The following is a 20,868-nucleotide window of genomic DNA, read 5'->3' as shown; positions in this document are numbered from 1 at the left end:
CAAATGACCAGACGCAAATGGGAGGGAAACCATGGAAGCGTTAAATTCAATCGTAGGAGCCATCAATGGCGTCGTATGGGGGCCGCTGATGCTGGTCCTCATCCTTGGCGTTGGCTTCTTCCTGCAGGTCGGCCTGAAGTTCATGCCGATCCTGAAGTTGGGCACGGGCTTCAGCCTGCTGTTCAAAGGCCGTGAAGGCCAAGGCGAAGGCCAGATCAGCCCGTTCAACGCACTGATGACCTCGCTGTCGGCCACCATTGGCACAGGGAACATCGCCGGTGTTGCCACCGCTGTCTTCCTGGGCGGTCCAGGCGCCTTGTTCTGGATGTGGATGACCGCCCTGGTGGGCATGGCCACCAAATATGCCGAAGCTGTCTGTGCCGTGAAATATCGCGAGACCGACGAGCTGGGCAACTTTGTTGGTGGTCCGATGTACTACATCAAAAACGGCCTCAGCTCGAAGTGGTACTTCCTGGCACCTGCCTTTGCCCTGTTCGGCGCGATTGCCGCGTTCGGCATCGGCAACGGCGTGCAGGCCAATGGTGTTGCACAGGTTCTGGACAGCAACTTTGGCGTCAACACATCCGTAACCGGCGTTGTGCTGATGGTCCTGACCGCAGCCGTTATCCTGGGTGGCATCACCCGCATCGGTGCTGTGGCTGGTAAACTGGTGCCCTTCATGGCCGTCAGCTACATCATCGCAGGTCTGCTGGTTCTGCTGATCAACATCGGCGCCATCGGCGACGCGCTGAGCCTGGTGTTCACGCACGCTTTCACTCCGTCGGCTGCCGAAGGTGGCTTTGCCGGTGCCGCCGTCTGGGCCGCGATCCGCTTTGGTGTGGCCCGTGGTGTGTTCTCGAACGAAGCCGGTCTGGGTTCGGCTCCGATCGCACACGCTGCAGCCTCGACCGCAGGTCCGGTAAACCAGGGTCTGGTGGCAATGCTGGGTACGTTCATCGACACCATCATCGTCTGCTCGATCACCGGTCTGGCCATCATCGCCTCTGGCGCATGGCTCAGCGGTGAAAGCGGTGCGGCTTTGACCTCGCTGGCCTTTGAAACCTCGCTGCCGGGTATCGGTGGTGCACTGATCGCCATTGCTCTGTCGATCTTTGCCTTCACCACCATCCTGGGCTGGTCGTTCTACGGCGAAAAATGCGTGGGCTTCTTCTTTGGCGCCAAGGCGCTGATGCCTTACCGCGTGCTGTGGATCGTCGCGATCTACTTTGGTGCAACCGCCGATCTGGGTTTTGTCTGGCTGCTGGCCGACACGCTGAACGCCATGATGGCGATCCCGAACCTGATCGCCCTGGCGCTGCTCAGCCCGGTTGTCTTCAAGCTGACCAAGGAATTCTTCGCCTCTGGCGGGGCCTCGGAAAGCGGCGACAGCACGGCTGCTGAGTAACACGAACCCTTCGAGAGGGCCGTACCCCGGCCCTCTCATCCCAAAACAGAATTCTTGCCTCGTGAGGAGACGACAGATGGCTACGAAAATCCTGCTTCCGATCGACCACACCGATGACCGGTCCTGGAAAAAGGCGCTGGCGACCGCGCTGGAACAGGCCAAGTTCTATGGCGCAGAACTGCACGCCGTCGAGGTCATCCCCGAGATCATCCAACTGCCGAACCTGCCCGAGGGCTATGGTTCCGGCGCCCGCGACTTTGTCCGCGGCAAAGTCCAGGCCATCCTGATGGCAAACGACGCATCCCATGTGCCCGTGCACATCGAAGAAGGCAGCGTTTACCGCGAAATCTTAAAGCTCGCCCACAAGGACGGCTATGACATGATCATCATGGCATCGGCCAAAGGCGACTTCCCGAATTATGAAATTGGTCCGAACCTGGCCCGGGTGGTGCGCAACGCGCATTGCACCGTTATGGTCGTCCGTGACTGATCCCGACCCGTCAACTGAAAGGCACCTGTCATGACCGACGCGCCCAAACGCACACCTCTTTACGATCTGCACGTCGAACTCGGCGGCAAGATGGTCGATTTCGCGGGCTGGGAAATGCCCGTACAATACCCCATGGGCATCATGGGCGAGCACAATCACACCCGCGCCAAGGCTGGCCTGTTTGACGTCAGTCACATGGGTCAGGTGATCCTGCGCGGCGAAAACGTGGGTGAAAAGCTCGAAACGCTTTGCCCACAGGCCTATGCCACCCTGAAAGAGGGCAAGGCGCGTTATGGTTTCTTCACCAACGAAGACGGCGGGATCATGGACGACCTGATCGTGTCAAATGCAGGCGATCACTACTTTGTCGTCGTGAACGCGGCTCTCCGTCACCAGGACATCCCGCATATGGCGGCCAACCTGGATGGTGTCGAAGTGACCGAGATCTTTGACCGCGCGCTGGTTGCCGTCCAAGGCCCGTCGGCCGAAAACGTTGTGGGTGATTTGTGCCCCGCCGCGCGTGAACTGAAGTTCATGGAAACCACTGTGGCGGACATCAACGGCGTCGAATGCCGCATCTCTCGTCTGGGGTACACCGGCGAAGACGGCTATGAAATCTCGATCCCCGAGGACAAGGCCATCGAAGTGTCACGCGCGTTCCTGGCACATGACGATTGTGAGCCTGCGGGTCTGGGCGCACGTGACAGCCTGCGCCTTGAAGCGGGTCTGTGCCTTTATGGCAATGACATCGACCAGTCGACCTCGCCCGTCGAGGCAAGCTTGGGTTGGGCGATGCAAAAACGCCGCAAGGAAGAGGGCGGGTTCCCCGGTGCCGCGCGCATCCAAAAGGAACTGGCCGAAGGCGCCGCCAAGAAACTGGTTGGCATCAAACCGACAGGCCGCGCCCCTGCCCGTCAACACGTTGAAATCCAATGTCTTGAAGGCAATACTATCGGCGAGATCACCTCGGGCGGCTTTGGTCCCACTGTCGGTGGACCGGTGGCCATGGGCTATGTCTCGGCAGGCCACGGCGAGCCGGGCGAGAAGGTCAACCTGATCATTCGCGGCAAGGTTCAACCTGCCGAAATCGTATCGCTGCCCTTCGTGCAGCAAAACTACAAACGCTAAACAGAGAGCAACTTGAACATGGCTATCTATTATTCCGAAGAGCACGAATGGGTTCTGGTCGAGGGCGACACCGCCACCATCGGCATCACACAGCACGCCGCTGACCAGCTGGGCGAAATCGTCTTCATCGAGCAGCGCGAAGAAGGCGATGAATTCGAAAAGGGCGACGAGATCGGCGTGATCGAATCCGTCAAAGCCGCGTCCGAAATCTATGCCCCCGTCGATGGCGAAGTGGTCGCTGTGAACGGCGACCTGGAAGAGACCCCCGGTAAGCTGAACGAAAGCCCCGAGGGCGACGCCTGGATCTACAAGATCAAACTGTCGGACGCCTCGCAGCTCGAAGAGCTGATGGATCTGGATGGCTACAAAGCCCTGATCGGCTAAGTCTTCATTTGCCAAACACGCCCGGCGGCAGACCGCCGGGCCGGACATTTGACCTCAGGAGCGCTGAAATGGCCTTCAAACTCACCGATTACGAAGCTTACGATTTCGCCAATCGCCGCCACATCGGCCCGTCGCCCACCGAAATGCGCGATATGCTCAAGGTGATCGGCTTCAAAACCCTGGACGAGCTGATCGACGCCACCGTCCCCCCTGCGATCCGCCAGAAAGAGGCGCTCGATTGGGGTCCGGCGATGACCGAGCGCGACGCGCTCTTCCACATGAAAGAGATCGCGAGCAAGAACAAGGTTCTGACCTCGCTGATCGGTCAGGGCTATTACGGCACCACGACGCCAGCGCCGATCCTGCGCAACATTCTGGAAAACCCGGCGTGGTACACGGCCTATACCCCCTACCAGCCCGAGATTTCCCAAGGCCGTCTTGAGGCGCTGTTGAACTTCCAGACCATGGTCAGCGACCTGACCGGGCTGGATGTAGCCAACGCTTCGCTTCTGGACGAAGCCACCGCAGCAGCCGAAGCCATGGCTATGGCCAAGCGTGGCGGCCGGTCCAAAGCCAACAACGCGGCCTTCTTTGTCGACAAAAACTGCCACGCCCAAACCATCGCCGTGATCAAAACCCGCGCCGAGCCTCTGGGCATCGACGTGCAGGTTGCCGACCCTGCCGAGCTGGAAGCCGGTGCCGTCTTTGGCGCGATCTTCCAGTATCCGGGCACCAACGGCCACGTGCAGGACTTCACCGATCAGATCGCCGCGCTGCATGAAAACAAGGCCATCGCCATTGTTGCCGCCGACATCCTGTCGCTGGCACTGCTGAAATCGCCCGGTGAAATGGGCGCGGACATCGCCATCGGCTCGACCCAGCGGTTCGGCGTTCCCATGGGATATGGTGGCCCCCACGCCGCTTACATGGCAACCACCGACAAGCTGAAGCGCGCGATGCCGGGCCGTATCATCGGTGTGTCCATCGACAGCCGTGGCAACAAGGCCTATCGCCTGGCGCTGCAAACCCGCGAGCAGCACATCCGCCGCGAGAAAGCGAACTCGAACGTCTGTACCGCTCAGGCGCTGCTGGCCGTGATCGCGTCGATGTACGCCGTGTACCACGGCCCTGACGGCATCAAAGCGATTGCCCAGTCGGTGCACCGCAAGACCTCGCGTCTGGCCAATGGTCTGGAAGCCGCCGGTTTCGCGGTTGAGCCCGAAGTGTTCTTTGACACCATCACCGTCGAAGTCGGCCACCTGCAGAACGTCGTGATGGAGGCCGCAGTGGCCCGTGGCGTCAACCTGCGCAAGGTTGGTGAGACGAAGGTTGGTATCTCGCTCGACGAACAGACCCGCCCGGAAACCATCGAGGCCGTCTGGGGTGCCTTTGGCATCGACCGCAAAGACGACAGCTCGGAAAAGCACTATCGCCTGCCCGACTATGCGCTGCGTGAAAGCGAGTATCTGACCCACCCGATCTTCCACAAGAACCGGGCCGAGGCCGAGATCACCCGCTACATGCGCCGCCTGGCGGACCGCGATCTGGCGCTGGACCGTGCCATGATCCCGCTGGGGTCCTGCACCATGAAGCTGAACGCCACGATCGAGATGATCCCGGTCACCTGGCCCGAGTTTGGTAATCTGCACCCCTTCTGCCCCGAAGATCAGGCGCAGGGCTATCATCAGATGATCGATGATCTGAACGACAAGCTGTGCCAGATCACCGGCTATGACGCGATTTCCCAGCAGCCCAACTCGGGTGCGCAGGGTGAATACGCGGGCCTGCTGACCATCCGCAACTACCACTTCGCCCGTGGCGAAGGGCACCGGAACGTCTGCCTGATCCCGACATCGGCACACGGCACCAACCCGGCGTCGGCGCAGATGGTGGGCTGGAAGGTTGTTCCGATCAAAGCGGATGACAACGGCAACATCGATCTGGTGGATTTCCGCGAGAAGGCTGAAAAGCACTCGAACGAGCTGGCAGGCTGCATGATCACATACCCCTCGACCCACGGCGTCTTCGAGACCACCGTGCAAGAGGTCTGTGACATCACGCACGAGCATGGCGGTCAGGTCTATATCGACGGGGCCAACATGAACGCCATGGTGGGTCTGTCGCGTCCGGGTGACATTGGCGGCGACGTCAGCCACCTGAACCTGCACAAGACCTTCTGCATCCCGCATGGCGGTGGCGGCCCCGGCATGGGTCCGATCGGCGTCAAGGCGCACCTGACCGAACACCTGCCGGGTCACCCGGAATACGGCACCGCCGTGGGTCCGGTTTCTGCGGCGCCCTTCGGCTCGCCTTCGATCCTTCCTGTCTCGTGGGCCTATGTGCTGCTGATGGGTGGTGCAGGTCTGACGCAAGCGACCAAAGTGGCGATCCTGAATGCCAACTACATCGCGGCGCGTCTGAAGGATTCCTATCCGATCCTCTACACCTCGGAAACGGGCCGTGTTGCGCATGAATGCATCCTGGACACCCGCCCGCTGAACGACGAAGCCCACGTCTCTGTGGACGATGTTGCCAAGCGTCTGGTGGACTCGGGCTTCCACGCCCCGACCATGTCCTGGCCGGTGGCTGGCACGCTGATGGTGGAACCCACGGAATCCGAACCGATGGCAGAGCTGGACCGCTTCTGCGATGCCATGATCTCGATCCGTCAGGAAGCGCAGGACATCATCGACGGCAAGATCGACGCGGAAAACAACCCGCTCAAGAACGCGCCGCACACGGTGCGTGATCTGGTGGGTGAATGGGATCGTCCCTACACCCGCGAGCAGGCGTGTTTCCCTCCGGGCAACCTGGGCGTCGACAAATACTGGCCGGTCGTCAACCGGGTCGACAACGCCTATGGCGACCGCAACCTGATCTGCACCTGCCCGCCCATGTCGGACTACGAAGACGACGCCTGATCCAACTCGGGTCACCAAACCAACCAGCCCTGCCGGGATATCTCGGCAGGGCACACCCTCCCCTTTTTTCAGGGTGCCCCCAAGACTGACGCGATCCATCACCAGGAGGAGACAGGCATGACCTTTTTCAATCCGGTTTCAGACACCGCTCAATGCACCCTTGCCCCTGCGGGCACGACACCCTTGCACGACATCGATATCCTGCTGCCCGACGGCGCGCCGATTGCTGGAACCCGGATGATCGAGGACATGTTCACCGCCGCCAACGAGTTGCTGACTGACGGCGGATACAGCCTGTCCGTGCGGCATCTGTCCGAGCCGCATCATCAGGATCCCCGCCGCTGGAGCCGCCGAACGGTGGTGTTTCTGGGCGACATTCACAGCCGCTGGCAGGTCTCCGACAGCGACCGGCACAAGGTGCAACGCATCATCCGTCTGGCCCCGCGCACGGTGTTGGTGGGCGGCGCCGTGTTCCTGCTGGGCGAAACCGGCATGCGTGATAACCACCAGATCGCCGTGCACCCCAATTTTCTGGCCGCTGCGGAAGAAGAGCACCTGACCCCGGCCCAGGGTGGCGGACACACCGCCCATTCGAACGCCTTGCACAGCGCCACCAGCCCCTTTGCCGCGCTGACCCTGTTCATTGACTTGATCCGGGACGATCACGGGCAATTCATAGCAGGCGCCCTGGCCGAATATCTGGGCTTGTCGCATCCATCCGAGCGCACCCGCAGCAAGGTCGCCCTGCACTTGAAACAACGCGCCGAGGGCGACGCCCTGATCGCGCGCATTCTGGACCTGATGCAAGACCACATCGAAGAGCCCAAGCGGGTGCGCGATCTGGCCCGTCAGGTGGGCGTCTCAACCCGCAAGCTGGAGCGGCGGTTCCAGGAAAAGACCGACACCACGCCCTTGGTTGCGTACCGCAACCTGCGGATCGAACGGGCGCATCAACTGATGATACATTCCAGCCTGTCACTGCCCGAAATCGTGATCGCGACCGGATTCAGCTCGCTCACCAACCTCAGCTATTGGTGCCGCAAGGAACTGGGTTCGAGCCCACGTACGCTACGCCGTCAGGCTTTTGCCACTGCAAATGAGGCACGCAGCGCATAAGGTCCAAGGACAGAAATTAGAGTTTCAGAAGACGACCCAGACGCTCAGCAATGTGCTGAATACCGCAATGATCCCCAAAGACGCCAGCAAGACGGCAAAGGTGATCAGGGTCTTGTCCAGACCGTTTGAAGGCGGGGTCGCGGTGTGGGATTCGTTGCTCATGCCCCTGACCTATTGGGTCCCACGGCTGTCTTCAATAAGCGGGAAAACGCCCGGCGAAATCCCGCTTGCGGATTGCCTCATGATGCAGCCGCAAGGGCCAGTTCGCCGGAATCATACCACTGCGCTCAATAAGCACCCCGGCCACTCAAGACGGCACGAAACGTGCGAAACATGATTTGGATATCGGTCAATACCGACACATGCCGGGCATAGGCCAGATCCAGCGCGATCATCTCGTCAAAACCGATGTCGGCACGTCCGGACACCTGCCAAAGCCCCGTGATGCCAGGCAATACGCTGTGACGCCCATGTGCCTTGGCCGGGTAAGCCGCAACCTCTTGCGGCAGCGCGGGGCGCGGACCGACCAGTGACATGTCCCCCTTCAGCACATTGAACAGCTGTGGCAGCTCATCCAGCGACCAACGGCGAATGAATTGGCCCACCGGAGTGACGCGCGGATCGCTTTTGAGCTTGAAGCAGACACCATCGCGTTCGCTTTGTTCAATCAGCTGGTCACGACGCGCCTCGGCGTCCTGGTACATCGAGCGAAACTTCAACATCCGGAACGATCGGCCGTAAAGACCGACGCGGGTCTGCACAAAAAACACCGGCCCGCGAGACGTGATCGCCACAAGGCCCGCGACGATTGCCAGCACTGGCCACACTGCCAGCAGGATGAGAACCACCAACCCGAGATCCAGCACCCGTTTAGGGTTGAGCTTTGGCAACAGGCGGCGACGTTTGGTCGGTGCAAGTGAGGTCATGGTCATGGCGATCTCCTGTTGTGCAAGGCATCAAGTCCGAACACTGAGCCAAGGGTCTTTTGACAGCGCGTTGCGCATCACGGCGACGCTTCCATTGCGCGGCAATGTGTCGAGCCGGTCGATTTGGGACAAAACTGCATCTTTGGGATCCGAGGGGTGCATTGCCAGAACACCCACATCGCTTGCGGACAGGACAAACTGGCATGCCAGACGGTTGGTCAAGCTTCCGGCCGACACCACGATGACGTCAAAGTCTTCCACCAGACTGTCGAGCGCGGTGCGGACCATCGGGGCGGAAACAGACGAGTCATCAATGTCGCTGTCGATCCCCTTGCGCAGCTCCCAGGCACCGGTGCTGCCACGCATGGCCCGCGGCTGACCTCCCTCGTGGCTCAGAACGCTGCGCCAACGGTTTGCCTGGACCGAGGTCGAGGACACGCCAATGTCAGCTTCGACAAACAGCGCTTTCATCCGAGCGCGCGCGCAGCTGGCCGCCAAGGCACGCGCCAATTCTGTGGTGGAGCGATCAGTGACGCAGGTGACTGCGATGATCGGTGCCTTGCCCACCAGTCGCGGCTGCCGCAAGGGGCGCAGTTGCAGTTCATTGCGCAGCAGGTCAGCGGCACAGTCATCGCTGCAATCCACATCCGAGACCTGCAACACCGGCAAACGATGTTCCACAGGCGTCAGAGTTTCGGCAAAGCGCAGGCTGCGATCCGTCAGACCCAACCCCAAAGCAATCAAAACTGCCAGGCCCACTCCGCCGACAAGTCCACCCGCAGCAAGCATCTTGCGGCTGTCACTGACCGGGCTGGTAGGCAGCGAGGCAGGAGACATCAGCACAGCGTAACCCGGCAACGCACGCCCGGATTCCAGGCGGATCACCTCAAGCGCGCGGCGCGTCTCTTCCAGCAGCCTTTGCGCCTGGTCGATATCCTGTTCAACCTGGTCTAGCTCGATCCGGCGGCGGTTGAGATCCCACGCTTCTTTTCGGGCGACGTCCAGTTGACCTTCGACTTTGGTGAACAGCGCGCGAATGTCGGCCAGGCTGGTGTCTGGCCCTTCGGCCGACGCATCGGTCAGTGCACCGGTCTGACCCAGCACCTTGATCTGCTCGCGCCGGTCGGCAAGCGCGGTTTCGATTACTTCGATCTCGTCCAGCTTGGCTTTGACCTTCAATTCGAACCGGGAATTGTTCTGACCTTGGTATCCGGCACGCAGGCCGGCCAGCTGGCTCATCAATTTGGCCCGTTCAAAGTTCAGGTCCGCCATCGCCCGATCCAGAAGCGTCGCGCGCATGATCTCTTCGTCAGACGTATCGGCCGAGGCGCCGCCGTTGTTGGCTTCCAGCGCAATCAAGGTTGCCGCCACTTCGGACTTGCGGGCCGCAAGGGCATCAATCTGGGCGATTTTTTCCACATGTGCCTTGGCTAGAGCGTTCATTCCGTACTCACCGCCGACCTCAAGCTGAGTCGCGCGCAGGTCGTCCAATCGGTCCACCAACTCAAGTTCCCGCGCGTTCAATTCAGACAGGCGCACGGCAGAGCGCGACACCTCGGCCTCGGTTTGCAGGTTCAGATACGACGACACAACGGCGTCCAGCTTCGCTTTGGCAAAGTCGGGTTCGCGGCTTTTGGTTTTCAGGACAATCAGGCTGTCTGAACGCCGAACTTCGATTGAGCCCGACAAATCCGAAACCCGCATACCTTCAGCGGTTTCGCGGTCAGAGCTTGTGATGGTCGCATGCGCCCGTGACATGACCGGGTGCGAGGCAACATAACTGGTCTCGGCCTTGACGAAACTGTCAAAGGTTTTGAGGACCGAAGCCTCACCAGTGGAATAGAGAATATTGGTTTCCTGGGGAAAAACGCGCAAGATGGCCTGCGCTTCGTAAAGCTGATCGCCAGCAAGCAGCCCAAGGCAAGCGCCAATCAACCCGAGTCCCCCAGCCCCAGCGATGGTGCGTTTCCAGCGACCACGCATTGCCCGTGCGCCAGAGACCAGCGGGTTCTGTTCCGGGATCTCGGTAGACGGTTGGGCCTGCATGATCGGATCGTCACCCGCAGGCTGAGAGAGAGCTGCAAGCGCCATGGTTATCGCACCACCCGTGAGGTCAGGTCTCGTTCCCAGCGAAGGCTTTGAGACGTTTCAAAGAGCAAGACCAATCGCACCCAGGTGACAACGGCCAGGAAAATGGCAATTGGCAACGCATCGCGCGGAGATATGAACGCCCGACCCAACATCCGGAACCGGCTGGTGCGTTCGGGGCTTGGCAACCCCAACTTGGAGATCTCTCGCGCACCCCGCAGACTGCGGCGGCGGATGCTCACAAGCGCGCTGAGCTTCGTGGGCGATCGCGCCACGAAAATGCACCTTGATACCGTTGCGATCTGCGCGTCACAAAAGCTGCGACGGATGTATTCGTCATCAGCCGTGACATCAGGCAGCGGAAACACCTGCTCGGCCCCTTTGGCCGACAAGGCGAAGAGCCCACCAAACTTGCCACGGTCGAAATAGGGGTTCGACCGCCATCCCTGGTAAAATGCCCGCACCGCAGTCGAGGCATGGGTGGTGTCGACATCCATCCGACCGCAGGCCGCATCTGTCCCTTCGGCAGTCACAGCAACGGACAAGGCCGCAACAGATTCCGCAGTCACGTCCAAATCCGCGTCCATGCAGACAACCGGCGCGCTCTTGTCCGCCGCGGCATAGCCAAGGTTCATGGCGTGACACTTGCCCGCCGTATCACATTCGATGACCTGCGCTTGCGGCAAAGCGGCACGCGCACGCGCTGCGGTCGCGTCCGAACAACCGTTGGCAATCACGATGACCTGGAATTCGGCCAGGTTCAGGCCGCGCGACAAAAACCACAATGTGCGTCCAATGACGGCTGCCTCGTTATGCGCCGGAATGAGGATTGTCGCTTTGGTCATAGCGAACGCGCCGCATTGTTGGACGACACCTGCTGCTGTTCCTCGTGACCGCCCCAGACAAAGGTCCGAATGACATCGAGCAAGGGTTCAAGCTTGGCGCCGTCAGGTTGAATTGGCATCATCTCGACTTCGAACGCATAGCGCGCATACCAATCCAAGGTTTCGTGCAAGGCCTCGGCATCATTCGCCACCGTCACATTCGACAAGCGCATCATCTCCTGCGCAGTGTCCAACTGATGGTCATTGCGGTGTTCGCCGAACTCGGACCTGCGCGGCATCAGGACGATGGGTTTGCCCAACTCTGCGGCCGAAAGGATCGTGCCCATGCCCGCATGCGCCACAATCAACTTTGCGGCCTTGAAGCGTTGACGAAATTCTCGTTGACCCAGATGCTCGACCGTTTCCATATGGTGGAATGCACATTGGCCATCGCCCGTCTGAGCCAGGACTGGAACACCCGGATTGCTTCCGGCCCAATCATCCAGAGCATGCAGCATCCGACGAAAAGGCAGTTGTGTGCCAACAGTTGCGAAAATCATGAGGTTATCCCGTCGAAGTCGTGAAGAAAGGTTCAGATGATTGCGCCGCGGTACTCGGCGCCACTCAGATCGGCCACGGCGGGCCATTGCGAGAGAACGCGGTCTGCCACATCCAGCGACAGCCGGGCCGAAATCGACAACGAACGGGCATTGGCAATTGAGTCGATGAACATCGTGCGCGCTCCGATCAGGCGTGCCACTCGGATCGCAAGAAACCCACCGGCTGCTCCCGTCGAAATCACCACATCAGGACGCAGGCGCAGCACGATCCAGGCCAGCCGCAGCGCGCAAAGAGCCAGACGCAGCGGCGTGTCCTTGTTGGCATCCGGATAGGTGTGAACATGGCCGTCACGCACCCGGTCAGCCGCGGTGCTATCCGTGGTGGCGTAATGCACCTCGGTCCCGTCAAAGGCAGGTGCAAGGTGTTGCATCTGAACCCAGTGACCGCCTCCGGACGAGACGGCAAGAACGACGGGTTTTTGGCGTGAATGTTTAGTCATTGATATGCTCCCAAGCTTCTCTTCGATGCCTTGAGAACAAATCTAGCGTGTCATAACCCCTTGATGTGCAGTCGCAAAAGTCACCTTTGCGCCGATAAAGGTGAGCCTAGCTATGCTTTGGGATAGAACGCTGTCTAATCGCAGTTGGCAGCAGATCAGCATAGAGGTCAACAAGGCGATCCGCCTTGGAGGACCACAGTCCCTCACGCAGGACCTTGGCCTTGGCGCCCGCGCCCAGACGGGTCCGCGATGGTGCGTCCTGAGCCAGTGATCGCAGGGCGTCGGCAACACCCTTCGCCAGCTGTTCCGGGGTCTCCACCGGCAAACGCAGACCGCATGTATCGTCCACGATCCAACCCGGACCACCACGGTTGGCCGTCACGACGGGCAACCCATGGCGCATCGCCTCGTACAAGACACCGCCGGCGGGTTCACGAAACGATGGAAAGCAGAACACGTCGTGCGACGCATAAAGCGTTTCTAGCTGGTCGCGGGGCACCTGGCCCAGAAACTCGACACGGTCGGACACGCCAAGGCGCTCCGCCTCTGCTCGGCACAGGTCAAGTTCCTCTCCGCTGCCCGCGCTGGTCAGAGTGATCCCGGGCATGTCCCGCAAGTGTGCCAATGCACGTACCGTGTCACGCAAACCTTTTGTGCGCACGGCGCGGCCCACATGCAGGACGCGCATTTGACCAGGAAGCTGCGGGCGAGCGACCTCAGGCTCGACATCGTCGATGCCAAGTTCAAGCATTGCTTCGAACCGCTGCAAAGGCACATCGCCCAGGACATCCCGCACGTAGGGTGCGACACCCAGAATGCAGGCTGCCTGCGAATAGCTGGCACGCAACCAGGGATCATGCCGAAAACGATAGGCATCCAATGCCCGCAGCCGGGTGAAAAGTGGCGCGCTTGCAACTTCGGAGCGAAAGGCCTCGGGCGTTTCCAACGCGCCACCCAAGGGGCCAATGACAAAGGGCATGTCGAAATGGCGCAACGGCGAGGCATAGCGCGCCGCTTGGGGCATCAGCTGGTGAGCAATGTCGAAACGCTCATTCCGTTTCAATTGATCCGTGATCCAACGACGCACGTGACGTGCAAACACGGGCCATGCAGGTTTGAGCATGGCGTTCAGTCGCTCGTGTTTTCTGGCCCATGCAGGCTCGGGCCAGGTGACAACCTTGGCCATTGGCAGCTGAGCCGCGACGCTCTCACGCCCGTCACGTTGAAAGGTCAACAGGGTCAAGTCCACGCGCTCTGACAGCGCTCGGGCCCATTTGAAGGCGATCAGGGCCTCGCCGACATCCGTTGCATCGACATTTGGGGCGATCAGCAGGACGCGCATCATTGGGCTGCCCGATTGGTCGACGCGGATCTCAACTTGGGCCATGCACGCGGCAGATCCCGTACCACCGACAGGAAGTGCAGCGCGCGGTTCCCGGCGCGGCGCGGCCGTACCAATCCCAAAGCCGTCCAAAACACCGCGCGTGACGTGTTGTGAAAGGTCAGAACCGCAAAACACGCCATCCCTGCAAGAATGCCGCCATGCTTGCGGTGCAGGCGGGTGACGCCCTCGGTCATCATGACATCACGCCGATGGTTGAACTTGGCGACGGCGCCGCCGCCAAAATGGGTCACGGCGGGAAGGGGGACATAGGTCACGCCCCATCCCGCTTGGGCAAACCGTAGGCACCAATCCGTCTCTTCCCCGTAGAAAAAGAACGCCTCATCCAGCAGACCAATCTGCTCCATCGCTTCACGGCGCACCACCATCGCAGCACCCGAGATCACATCGACCTGGCGCTCGGTTGACCTGTCCCAACCTGTCATGCGGTAACTGTCCAGCTTTCCAATGCGGGTCAAACCAAGCGCCTGAAGGATCAGGTACTTGAGCGATGGGAAGGCGCTGCACGATGGTTGGACGGTGCCGTCCGTGTTCAAAACACGCGGCCCCATCACGGCGATTTCGGGGTGGTTGTCCATCCACTCGATCGACTTGGGCAGAACGGTTCCGTGTACCAAAGTGTCCGTATTGAGCAGCATGACATAGCGGCCCGCAGCATGGCGCAGGGCCAGGTTGTTGCCACCGGCAAAGCCGAGGTTCTGCTCGCTCTCGATCAGCGCCACTTGCGGAAACTCGGCTTGAACCATGCCGACCGAAGCGTCGCCAGACGCGTTGTCGACCACCAAAACCTCGGCCTCCAGCCCCCGCAACCCGTCAAACACGCTGCGCAGGCAATCCCGCAACAGATCACATGTGTTCCAATTCACGATGACAATCGAAATATCCATGGTTCGGGGCTTTCTCTAAGTGGGCTCAAAATAACCGTTCTGGCTGCAATTGGGGCCGAACAGGTGCAAAGGATCGGTTAACGACAGAAGAGGTCGGGCGGGCATCCAACAGCCAACTGCCGGCCCCAACAAGGAAGAAGAAAAGCACAAAGAGCGCGTTCCACAGATGAACCGTGGCCGCCGCGACGCTGATCCCGAACAGGGTAAAGGCCCAGGCATGACGCGCCCGTTTCCATTCAACAGGCAGGCCCTTGCGTCGACCAACGGCCCAGACCAGTCCCAGAAGCAGCCCAACAAGCAGCAAAAGGGCAGGCAGCCCATAGCGCACGGCCGTTACCAGCCAAAAGTTGTCCATGCTGTCGGACATCCAGACCGGACGCTCCCATTGGCCCAGTCCAATCCCAAAAAGCGGATAGCGCGCAACCTCGGCGGTGCCGTACTCAAAGATCAAAATCCGGTTGTAGGCCGACTCTTTGGAGAATGTCAGGTAGTTGACGAAGACATGAAACGGCGTCTTGGTCGACAACAGGTCAATCGCGAGGTAGGCCAACCCAAACAAAGAGAAAAGTGCGGTCCAACGGCCTTTGAACTTGCCCAAGACGCGTTCCCATAGGGCGACAAAGCCCTGCATGATCAGCACCACATAAGGCCCGCCCGAAGCCGACATGAACGTGGCAAGCCCAACGCCCGCCACCTTGGCCATGCCCGACAGATTGCTCAATCGCTTTTCGGCAATCACAAAATAGGCCAGGGAAAAGGCCGAGGCCGAAAAGACCCCGTAAAGGATCGGATGGTCAAAGGGGCCGAAAGTGCGCTCAATCCCCATGCGCGGCTCGATATAGGCTGCTGGCCTGCCTCCAAACGCGGCCGAGATGCTGTCGTGCAGGATGTGAATGCCGGTCAGCGCCTCGGGCACGGTAAACAGCAGCGTGGTCAGCACCAGCCCCACATAGGCATAAGACATCGCCACAAAGTCCTGATGCGAGCGGATGTAAAGCCGCCCGATCAGATAAGCCCCGGCGCATTCGACGAAATAGATGCCGCCCGATTCAATTCCCTGCGCCAACCCGCCCCAGTTGATCAGCGCAAATATGGCCCAGGTGCAATGGGCCAGGATCAACCCGTCAAAAAGCGTCACCTTGCCCTGCCGCCCGGACACCAGTTGCAATAGCATCGGCAAGATCATCACAATCAGCACCACCCGATAGGCCGAAAGCCTCAGCCCGCCCAGGTTAAGCGACACCGCCGTCGGCAACATCATCGCCACCATAAAGATGGCGATCGCCAACGGCACACCAAACAAGGTGCGGGTTTTGGCGGCTGTCGTGCTCATGCGGCGACCTGCGCGCGGCGGCGGGTGGCGGGGTGCTCAACCAGATGCCAGCTGGCGATGGCAAACGGCATGGTCGCGGCCAGGCTCAGCACCGCCAGCGACGCGGGAGAGAGGCCGGGGGCAAGCCACAGCACGCTCTGCGCCACCGGCCAGCCATAGATATAAAGGCCATAGGAATAGTCAGCCGACAGCCTGACCTGCGGGGCCACCAAGGCCAGCGACAGGATGCCGTAGCAGACAGCAGGAATGGCCAGCGGCGCGGGCAGCAGCGGCACACTCAGCACCAAAAGCGCACCCAGTGATGGTAACAGCGCCAAGGAGGCGCGCAGGTCATGCGCGGCCATGCCGAATCCAAAGGCAAGGAACAGTGGCAACGCCGTGTCTACCCGGTGCGGCAACGGCCCGTTCCACAGCAGCCCCAAGGTTGTCGCGGTGAGCAGTGCGCCGATCCAGGCCAACCGCCTGCGCGGCGTGGCCAGGGCAATGACGGCACAAAGCACATAAGCCGCGATTTCATAAAACAGGCTCCACAGCGGGCCATTGAGCACCAGCGGATAGGGGTTGTCTACAAAGGCCCCGCTCAACCGATGCTCAATCGATACCAGCGTGATGGCGCGCATGGCCCAAACGGTGCTTTCGCGCAGATCCGCCGTTGCCCCGCTGACCTGCGCCAGAAGCAGCGTAACCAAAACCGCAACGCCAAGCCCCGGAAAAATCCGCCTGATCCGAGCGCGCCAAAAAGCAACTGCCGAGCGGCGCTGACTGCTGGCCGTGATCAAGAGACCCGAGAGGAAGAAGAACAGCACCACCGCCCATCCGCCTAATGACCGGCCCGTCCGGTCAAGCAGCGGCTCTGCCGTGCCGGGGCCAAGGGTCAGTGGCCAGGCGTGGCTGACAATGACGCAAGCGGCCAAAAGCAGGCGCAGCGCGTCCAGATTGGCGTTCCGCCCTCTGCCAAATGCCTCGGCCAAGGTGAGATGCATGCTCATTTCGCACCCTCACTGACACTCACTCGACGCCACAAACGTTCGCGCAGGATGCGCTTCCAGGTGCCCAGCACCGATTGTAGCTTCTGCTTGGGCGTCAGGCTCAGCCACATGGAGAACAGGCGCTGTCCCTTGGCCGAAGGTGCTGAAATGCCGACGAGCCGCATGGCCAGCACCCTGCCCCACACAGCGCCATGCGTGTTCTTCAGGTTCGGCTGCGCCCGTTCGATCACGTCACGGGACTGAGGTGTGGCAATCAGCACGCCTGCGCGGATCGCATCCTGGATCAACTTCTGGCCACGCAGGGTTCTTGCAACGATCAGCGATTGACCCTCGTCGGTCTGCCCGACTGGCGGGGTGTGCCAGGGATCACCGACCGAAATATCCGCCAAGGCCCCGGTGTGATCGGCACAGACACGGCACCTCCAGCGGCGCTCCGATTGCAGGATCTGCCCCCAGCCCTCGGCGTAGGAGATCCCCTTGCTGGAGCGCTGCGCTCCTTCGTCATCGATCCAGGTGGCCTGCATCTGCCCGGGCCAGCCGTTGCCCCGATACCTGAGGTCGACAAGCTGGGCGTCCTTGGGCACCTCAAGCCGATCCAACAGCTTGTCCGTGGCCTGAAGGTTTGGTGCACCGGCACAGAAAATCGCAATGCTCAGCGGGATCTTGTCCTTCAAATTCGGGCGCGCGCGCCTTGCTCGAGCAAGCGATGCCACGTCACAGGGTTTGCCGATGAACGCCACCCGGTCATTGCCAGCTTCAATTTCGCCGAGTGCTTCAACCGGGCTGGCCTGCGCATATCGGGATCCGGTGCCGCGCATAAGGTCGGCTTTGTTGCGGCTGACCACGGCTTGGTTCAGTCGTGGGTCATCTTCGCGTGCAGAAATATGCGCCACTCCATCCGCCTGGTCGTTTTCCAGGGCAAACAACGCAAGCGCCGTCACCGCTCCGCCAGATGATCCGCTGCGGCGGATGTCGGGATCCGCGGCCCATCCTTGCCAGACGGACAGGGTTGGACCCCAATTAGCGTCGATGTCGTCCTTGATCTGCAAATCGGACCAATCAGCGGAAATCCCACCACAGATCGACACCGCCTCGGCAGCAGCCTTGCGGCCCTGGTCACTGTCTTCAACCACGGGACGACGGCCATTGACCGGGTCCTCGAGCATCCGGATGGCGTTTGGGAACGCCCCCGCGCAGGCACCACAGCCCGTGCATAGATTTTCCGCAACAATCGATGTGATGGGGTCCGTTCTCATGCAAGAACCTCCTCGCTGTTTGAGAAATGCAATGAGTTGCGCGACAACCAGAACGCACGGAATGTGGCGGCGGCTTCTCCGGCGGCGGCAGCAAATGCGATGACGGCCAGGGGCAGACCCGCTGCGGCACTCACCGCCGCTGGAATGAGGGCCAATGCCCGCAACACGTTGGCCCGCGCCGGATCGCCGGTGCGCCCCGTGGCGACAGCCAGTTGCGACAACGGTGTCCGCAGGATGCGAAAGCCTGCCGCCAAAGCCACACCCAAGGTCAGGAACAGATCCGGGCGGTAAGCAGCGCCATATGTCAGATCGATTGTGATTGGCGCGCAAACAACAAATCCGACGACCATGATCAGAGCCCCAACCGCAAAGGTCGCCATGCTTCTGGGCCAGACCTCAAGCAGACGATTCTGGTGAAAGGCCTGCGCCAACCGGGGCAATAGCAGCGAGACCGCCGCGCGTCCGGCGACCTGAGCTGGCAGCATCGCCAATTGCAGGGTGATGCCATAAACCGCCAGAACAGCCCAGCCATAGGCCTCTGCCACAATCAGGCGATCGGCGTAGAAAGCCACGAAAAGCAACAAGGCATTGGCCACCAATGGCGCCCCGAAACGCTGGAGACGGCCAAGAACCTGGGCCGACATCACAACACTATAGCGACGTGCCGCCACGGCATGGGACAGCAAAGCAAATGAAGCTGTATGAAGGATGAGAACAATGATCATCGCCCGGTGGTCCTGAAAGACGATCCCCGCAGGCAGCACCGCAGCTGCCATCGCCACCGTGGCACCCCCTTCAACGATGGCCATGCTCTGATAGCGAAACCGACGCTCGAACCGGCGATAGTCAAGATGGGACAGGCCGCGAAGAAGCGGGACTAGGGCCAAGAGCGCGTAGCTGCTCCACCCCGGGCCATCATCCAAGCCCCATGCAAAAACGGGGGCCAAACCCAGCAAGATGATCGCAGACATCACACCGCGCAGGATCATCGCCCCGTGCAGCGCGGCTTGAAAGCGTTTGGTGTGACCTTCCACCGCCTGAACGATCAGGCGCTCTATCCCAAAATCAGTGGCCATTTCGACCATCCGAACGGTCAGGGCCAGCATCATCGCCTGGCCCATCTCGTCCGGCCCAAGCAACCATGCAAATACCACCGACCGCGCCAGGGCCGCGGCCTCGGCCACGATCGGGACGGCCCAGGCGAGTGACCGGCCAGAAGGCGTGACGTCAGTCATCGCGCTGTGGCTCCGGCCTGTTTGGCAATCTCGTCCATTTCCCGCGATGCCCGGTCTTTGAGGTCGGCAATGCGATGGTTCAATCGATTGCGCAACGCCCCACGTCGCGCATAGCTTTCAACCGCCCGGGCCGCGATGGTGTTTGCGTCTGTGGTGCGCAGATCGACAACCTCGTCCCCGATGCCGCATTCGTCAAAAACACCCTGAGCTTTGTCGGTGTAACCAAGACCCAATGTGGGTGTACCGGATGAAAAGGCGCCAATCGTGGCGTGCATGCGCGCGCCTGCGAACCAATCCAGGCGCGCCAGCACCCATTTCAACTCCATCGCAGAGAGAGGCTCATCCAATATCTGAACGCGTGTTTCACCCAACGGACCCAGTTGCGCCTTGAGCGCACGTGCCGCGCCCAAATCACTTTCGGCGTCGCCTTCGGGGCGGTGAACATGCGGAACAAGCAACAGATGAAGGTTTGGATCAGCCTCCAAAAGCGCGCGCGCGGTCGCCGTGATCTGGCGTTGGTGAGAGGCATGCAGCCCAAAGGACGCCTGTGCATGATCTGGCTGGTTGTACAACAAGCCCGAGACATTCAAACCTGCAACCGCATGCGCACGGTTCGCGCCCAACAGCAGGTCGATTTCCGGTTTCAACGCCTGTGGCTTTGCCTCTGGCAAGGCCACGGCCACATCTACACCCAACTTGTGCCGGACCGGATCAAACGTGGTTCCCAAGGCGCTTTTCAGGAACTCATAGCTTTGCGCGTCACGGACCCAAACAGCAGCGGCGCGTTTCAGGATATCTTTGGCCGTCGCCTGGGCAGCAGAGGTGGAAAAGGGGCCCAGTTTCTGCGGCAACAGGATCAAGGGGACGCCCGCATCCAAAACCATGCGTTTGCTCAGCGCCATGGCCTGAAACCGCTTGGGCCCGTAAATGTCGGTGAAACTGTCGCCCCCAGAGATATCAAGAACCGCTTGTGATCCTGCAACCGCATTGGCCGCGGCGCTCAGACGACTGGCGCGTCGCACAACCGCGTGAGCCATCCGCAGGTTGTCACCGCGCCAGAACCGACGGTGATTTGTAAGCCCGACCAAATTGACCTCGGCGTAGCCCCAATTGGCTGAGCGCAAACCACGCCCATGATCCGCCACCGTCAGAGATGTCGCGCCTCGGCGGGCCAGGCCCGCGACGACCGAATGGCACAGGGCACTCACGCCCTGGTTACCGGTATCGGGTGCAGCATTCAGCAGAGTAATCATGTGCGTCCTCACAAAAATTGTTGAGGTACGCTAACTTGACCGCCTCTTGGCTTTTGGCGTTCAGGTGTTGAGAAGAGGCCGCGAAAGACGAGGTCGGCTAACCTAAAGGATAGATCGGCATCTTGGTCACAAAAGGTCAGAGAGACCCTTGGCCCCTGGAAATCACTGCAC

At 60.7% G+C, this 20,868-nt stretch carries 19 protein-coding genes; 6 read left to right on the top strand and 13 right to left on the bottom strand.

Going from position 1 to position 20,868, the window contains the following annotated elements; genetic code table 11:
* Window positions 1–31: 31 nt before the first annotated feature.
* The 6 genes from TRM7615_RS07385 (at window position 32) to TRM7615_RS07360 (ending at window position 7,444) form a co-directional block, all read left to right on the top strand.
* Window positions 32–1,405 carry an alanine/glycine:cation symporter family protein gene (locus TRM7615_RS07385; RefSeq protein WP_108786258.1) on the top strand — a complete coding sequence of 458 codons (1,374 nt, stop codon included), beginning with the start codon at window positions 32–34 and terminating at the stop codon, window positions 1,403–1,405.
* A 76-nt stretch (window positions 1,406–1,481) separates the two neighbouring features.
* Complete coding sequence (locus TRM7615_RS07380) at window positions 1,482–1,895, top strand: universal stress protein (RefSeq protein ID WP_108786257.1); 414 nt, start codon at window positions 1,482–1,484, stop codon at window positions 1,893–1,895.
* Between the two features lie 30 nt (window positions 1,896–1,925).
* Window positions 1,926–3,023 carry a glycine cleavage system aminomethyltransferase GcvT gene (gcvT, locus tag TRM7615_RS07375; protein WP_108786256.1) on the top strand — a complete coding sequence of 366 codons (1,098 nt, stop codon included), beginning with the start codon at window positions 1,926–1,928 and terminating at the stop codon, window positions 3,021–3,023.
* Window positions 3,024–3,041: 18 nt separating this feature from the next.
* Window positions 3,042–3,407, top strand: a complete 366-nt coding sequence (gene gcvH / locus TRM7615_RS07370; protein WP_108786255.1) for a glycine cleavage system protein GcvH — start codon at window positions 3,042–3,044, stop codon at window positions 3,405–3,407.
* Between the two features lie 68 nt (window positions 3,408–3,475).
* The gene (gene gcvP / locus TRM7615_RS07365) at window positions 3,476–6,328 is read left to right on the top strand and encodes an aminomethyl-transferring glycine dehydrogenase (RefSeq protein ID WP_108786254.1); all 2,853 of its coding nucleotides are present in this window, start codon (window positions 3,476–3,478) and stop codon (window positions 6,326–6,328) included.
* Between the two features lie 117 nt (window positions 6,329–6,445).
* On the top strand, window positions 6,446–7,444 hold the full coding sequence (locus TRM7615_RS07360) for a helix-turn-helix domain-containing protein (RefSeq protein ID WP_235824039.1): 999 nt from the start codon (window positions 6,446–6,448) through the stop codon (window positions 7,442–7,444).
* A 24-nt stretch (window positions 7,445–7,468) separates the two neighbouring features.
* Here TRM7615_RS07360 and TRM7615_RS25520 read toward each other — a convergent pair whose 3' ends face one another.
* The 13 genes from TRM7615_RS25520 to TRM7615_RS07300 all read right to left on the bottom strand — a co-directional run bounded on the left by TRM7615_RS25520 (window position 7,469) and on the right by TRM7615_RS07300 (window position 20,697).
* Window positions 7,469–7,606, bottom strand: coding sequence for a hypothetical protein (locus TRM7615_RS25520; RefSeq protein WP_165821386.1), 138 nt, complete (start codon window positions 7,604–7,606; stop codon window positions 7,469–7,471).
* A 125-nt stretch (window positions 7,607–7,731) separates the two neighbouring features.
* The gene (locus tag TRM7615_RS07355) at window positions 7,732–8,376 is read right to left on the bottom strand and encodes a sugar transferase (RefSeq protein ID WP_108786253.1); all 645 of its coding nucleotides are present in this window, start codon (window positions 8,374–8,376) and stop codon (window positions 7,732–7,734) included.
* A 24-nt stretch (window positions 8,377–8,400) separates the two neighbouring features.
* A complete protein-coding gene (locus TRM7615_RS07350) occupies window positions 8,401–10,461 on the bottom strand; it encodes a GumC domain-containing protein (protein ID WP_108786252.1) in 2,061 nt (686 codons plus the stop codon).
* Window positions 10,462–10,463: 2 nt separating this feature from the next.
* Complete coding sequence (locus TRM7615_RS07345; RefSeq protein WP_108786251.1) at window positions 10,464–11,303, bottom strand: glycosyltransferase family 2 protein; 840 nt, start codon at window positions 11,301–11,303, stop codon at window positions 10,464–10,466.
* On the bottom strand, window positions 11,300–11,842 hold the full coding sequence (locus TRM7615_RS07340) for a glycosyltransferase (protein ID WP_165821385.1): 543 nt from the start codon (window positions 11,840–11,842) through the stop codon (window positions 11,300–11,302). Before TRM7615_RS07340 ends, TRM7615_RS07345 begins: the two co-directional genes overlap by 4 nt.
* A 32-nt stretch (window positions 11,843–11,874) precedes the next feature.
* Entirely contained in the window at window positions 11,875–12,342 is a 468-nt protein-coding gene (locus TRM7615_RS07335; protein ID WP_108786250.1) for a glycosyltransferase family protein, read from the bottom strand.
* Window positions 12,343–12,448: 106 nt separating this feature from the next.
* Entirely contained in the window at window positions 12,449–13,729 is a 1,281-nt protein-coding gene (locus TRM7615_RS07330) for a glycosyltransferase family 4 protein (protein WP_108786249.1), read from the bottom strand.
* Window positions 13,684–14,631 (bottom strand): glycosyltransferase family 2 protein, encoded by a 948-nt coding sequence (locus tag TRM7615_RS07325; RefSeq protein WP_108786248.1) that lies wholly within the window; start codon window positions 14,629–14,631, stop codon window positions 13,684–13,686. The genes TRM7615_RS07330 and TRM7615_RS07325 overlap by 46 nt, the downstream gene beginning before the upstream one ends.
* Window positions 14,632–14,656: 25 nt before the next feature.
* Window positions 14,657–15,964 (bottom strand): O-antigen ligase family protein, encoded by a 1,308-nt coding sequence (locus TRM7615_RS07320; protein ID WP_108786247.1) that lies wholly within the window; start codon window positions 15,962–15,964, stop codon window positions 14,657–14,659.
* Complete coding sequence (locus tag TRM7615_RS07315; RefSeq protein WP_108786246.1) at window positions 15,961–16,953, bottom strand: acyltransferase family protein; 993 nt, start codon at window positions 16,951–16,953, stop codon at window positions 15,961–15,963. Before TRM7615_RS07315 ends, TRM7615_RS07320 begins: the two co-directional genes overlap by 4 nt.
* Window positions 16,950–18,209 (bottom strand): Coenzyme F420 hydrogenase/dehydrogenase, beta subunit C-terminal domain, encoded by a 1,260-nt coding sequence (locus TRM7615_RS07310; protein WP_108786245.1) that lies wholly within the window; start codon window positions 18,207–18,209, stop codon window positions 16,950–16,952. The genes TRM7615_RS07315 and TRM7615_RS07310 overlap by 4 nt, the downstream gene beginning before the upstream one ends.
* On the bottom strand, window positions 18,206–19,444 hold the full coding sequence (locus TRM7615_RS07305) for an oligosaccharide flippase family protein (protein ID WP_108786244.1): 1,239 nt from the start codon (window positions 19,442–19,444) through the stop codon (window positions 18,206–18,208). Before TRM7615_RS07305 ends, TRM7615_RS07310 begins: the two co-directional genes overlap by 4 nt.
* Window positions 19,441–20,697, bottom strand: coding sequence for a polysaccharide pyruvyl transferase family protein (locus TRM7615_RS07300; protein ID WP_108786243.1), 1,257 nt, complete (start codon window positions 20,695–20,697; stop codon window positions 19,441–19,443). Before TRM7615_RS07300 ends, TRM7615_RS07305 begins: the two co-directional genes overlap by 4 nt.
* Between the last annotated feature and the right edge of the window lie 171 nt (window positions 20,698–20,868).

The sequence above is a fragment of the Falsiruegeria mediterranea M17 genome (assembly GCF_900302455.1).
Taxonomy (GTDB): Bacteria; Pseudomonadota; Alphaproteobacteria; order Rhodobacterales; family Rhodobacteraceae; genus Falsiruegeria; species Falsiruegeria mediterranea.
Note: the sequence above shows the minus strand (reverse complement) of the source record. Positions and strands in the feature narration are given on the sequence as shown.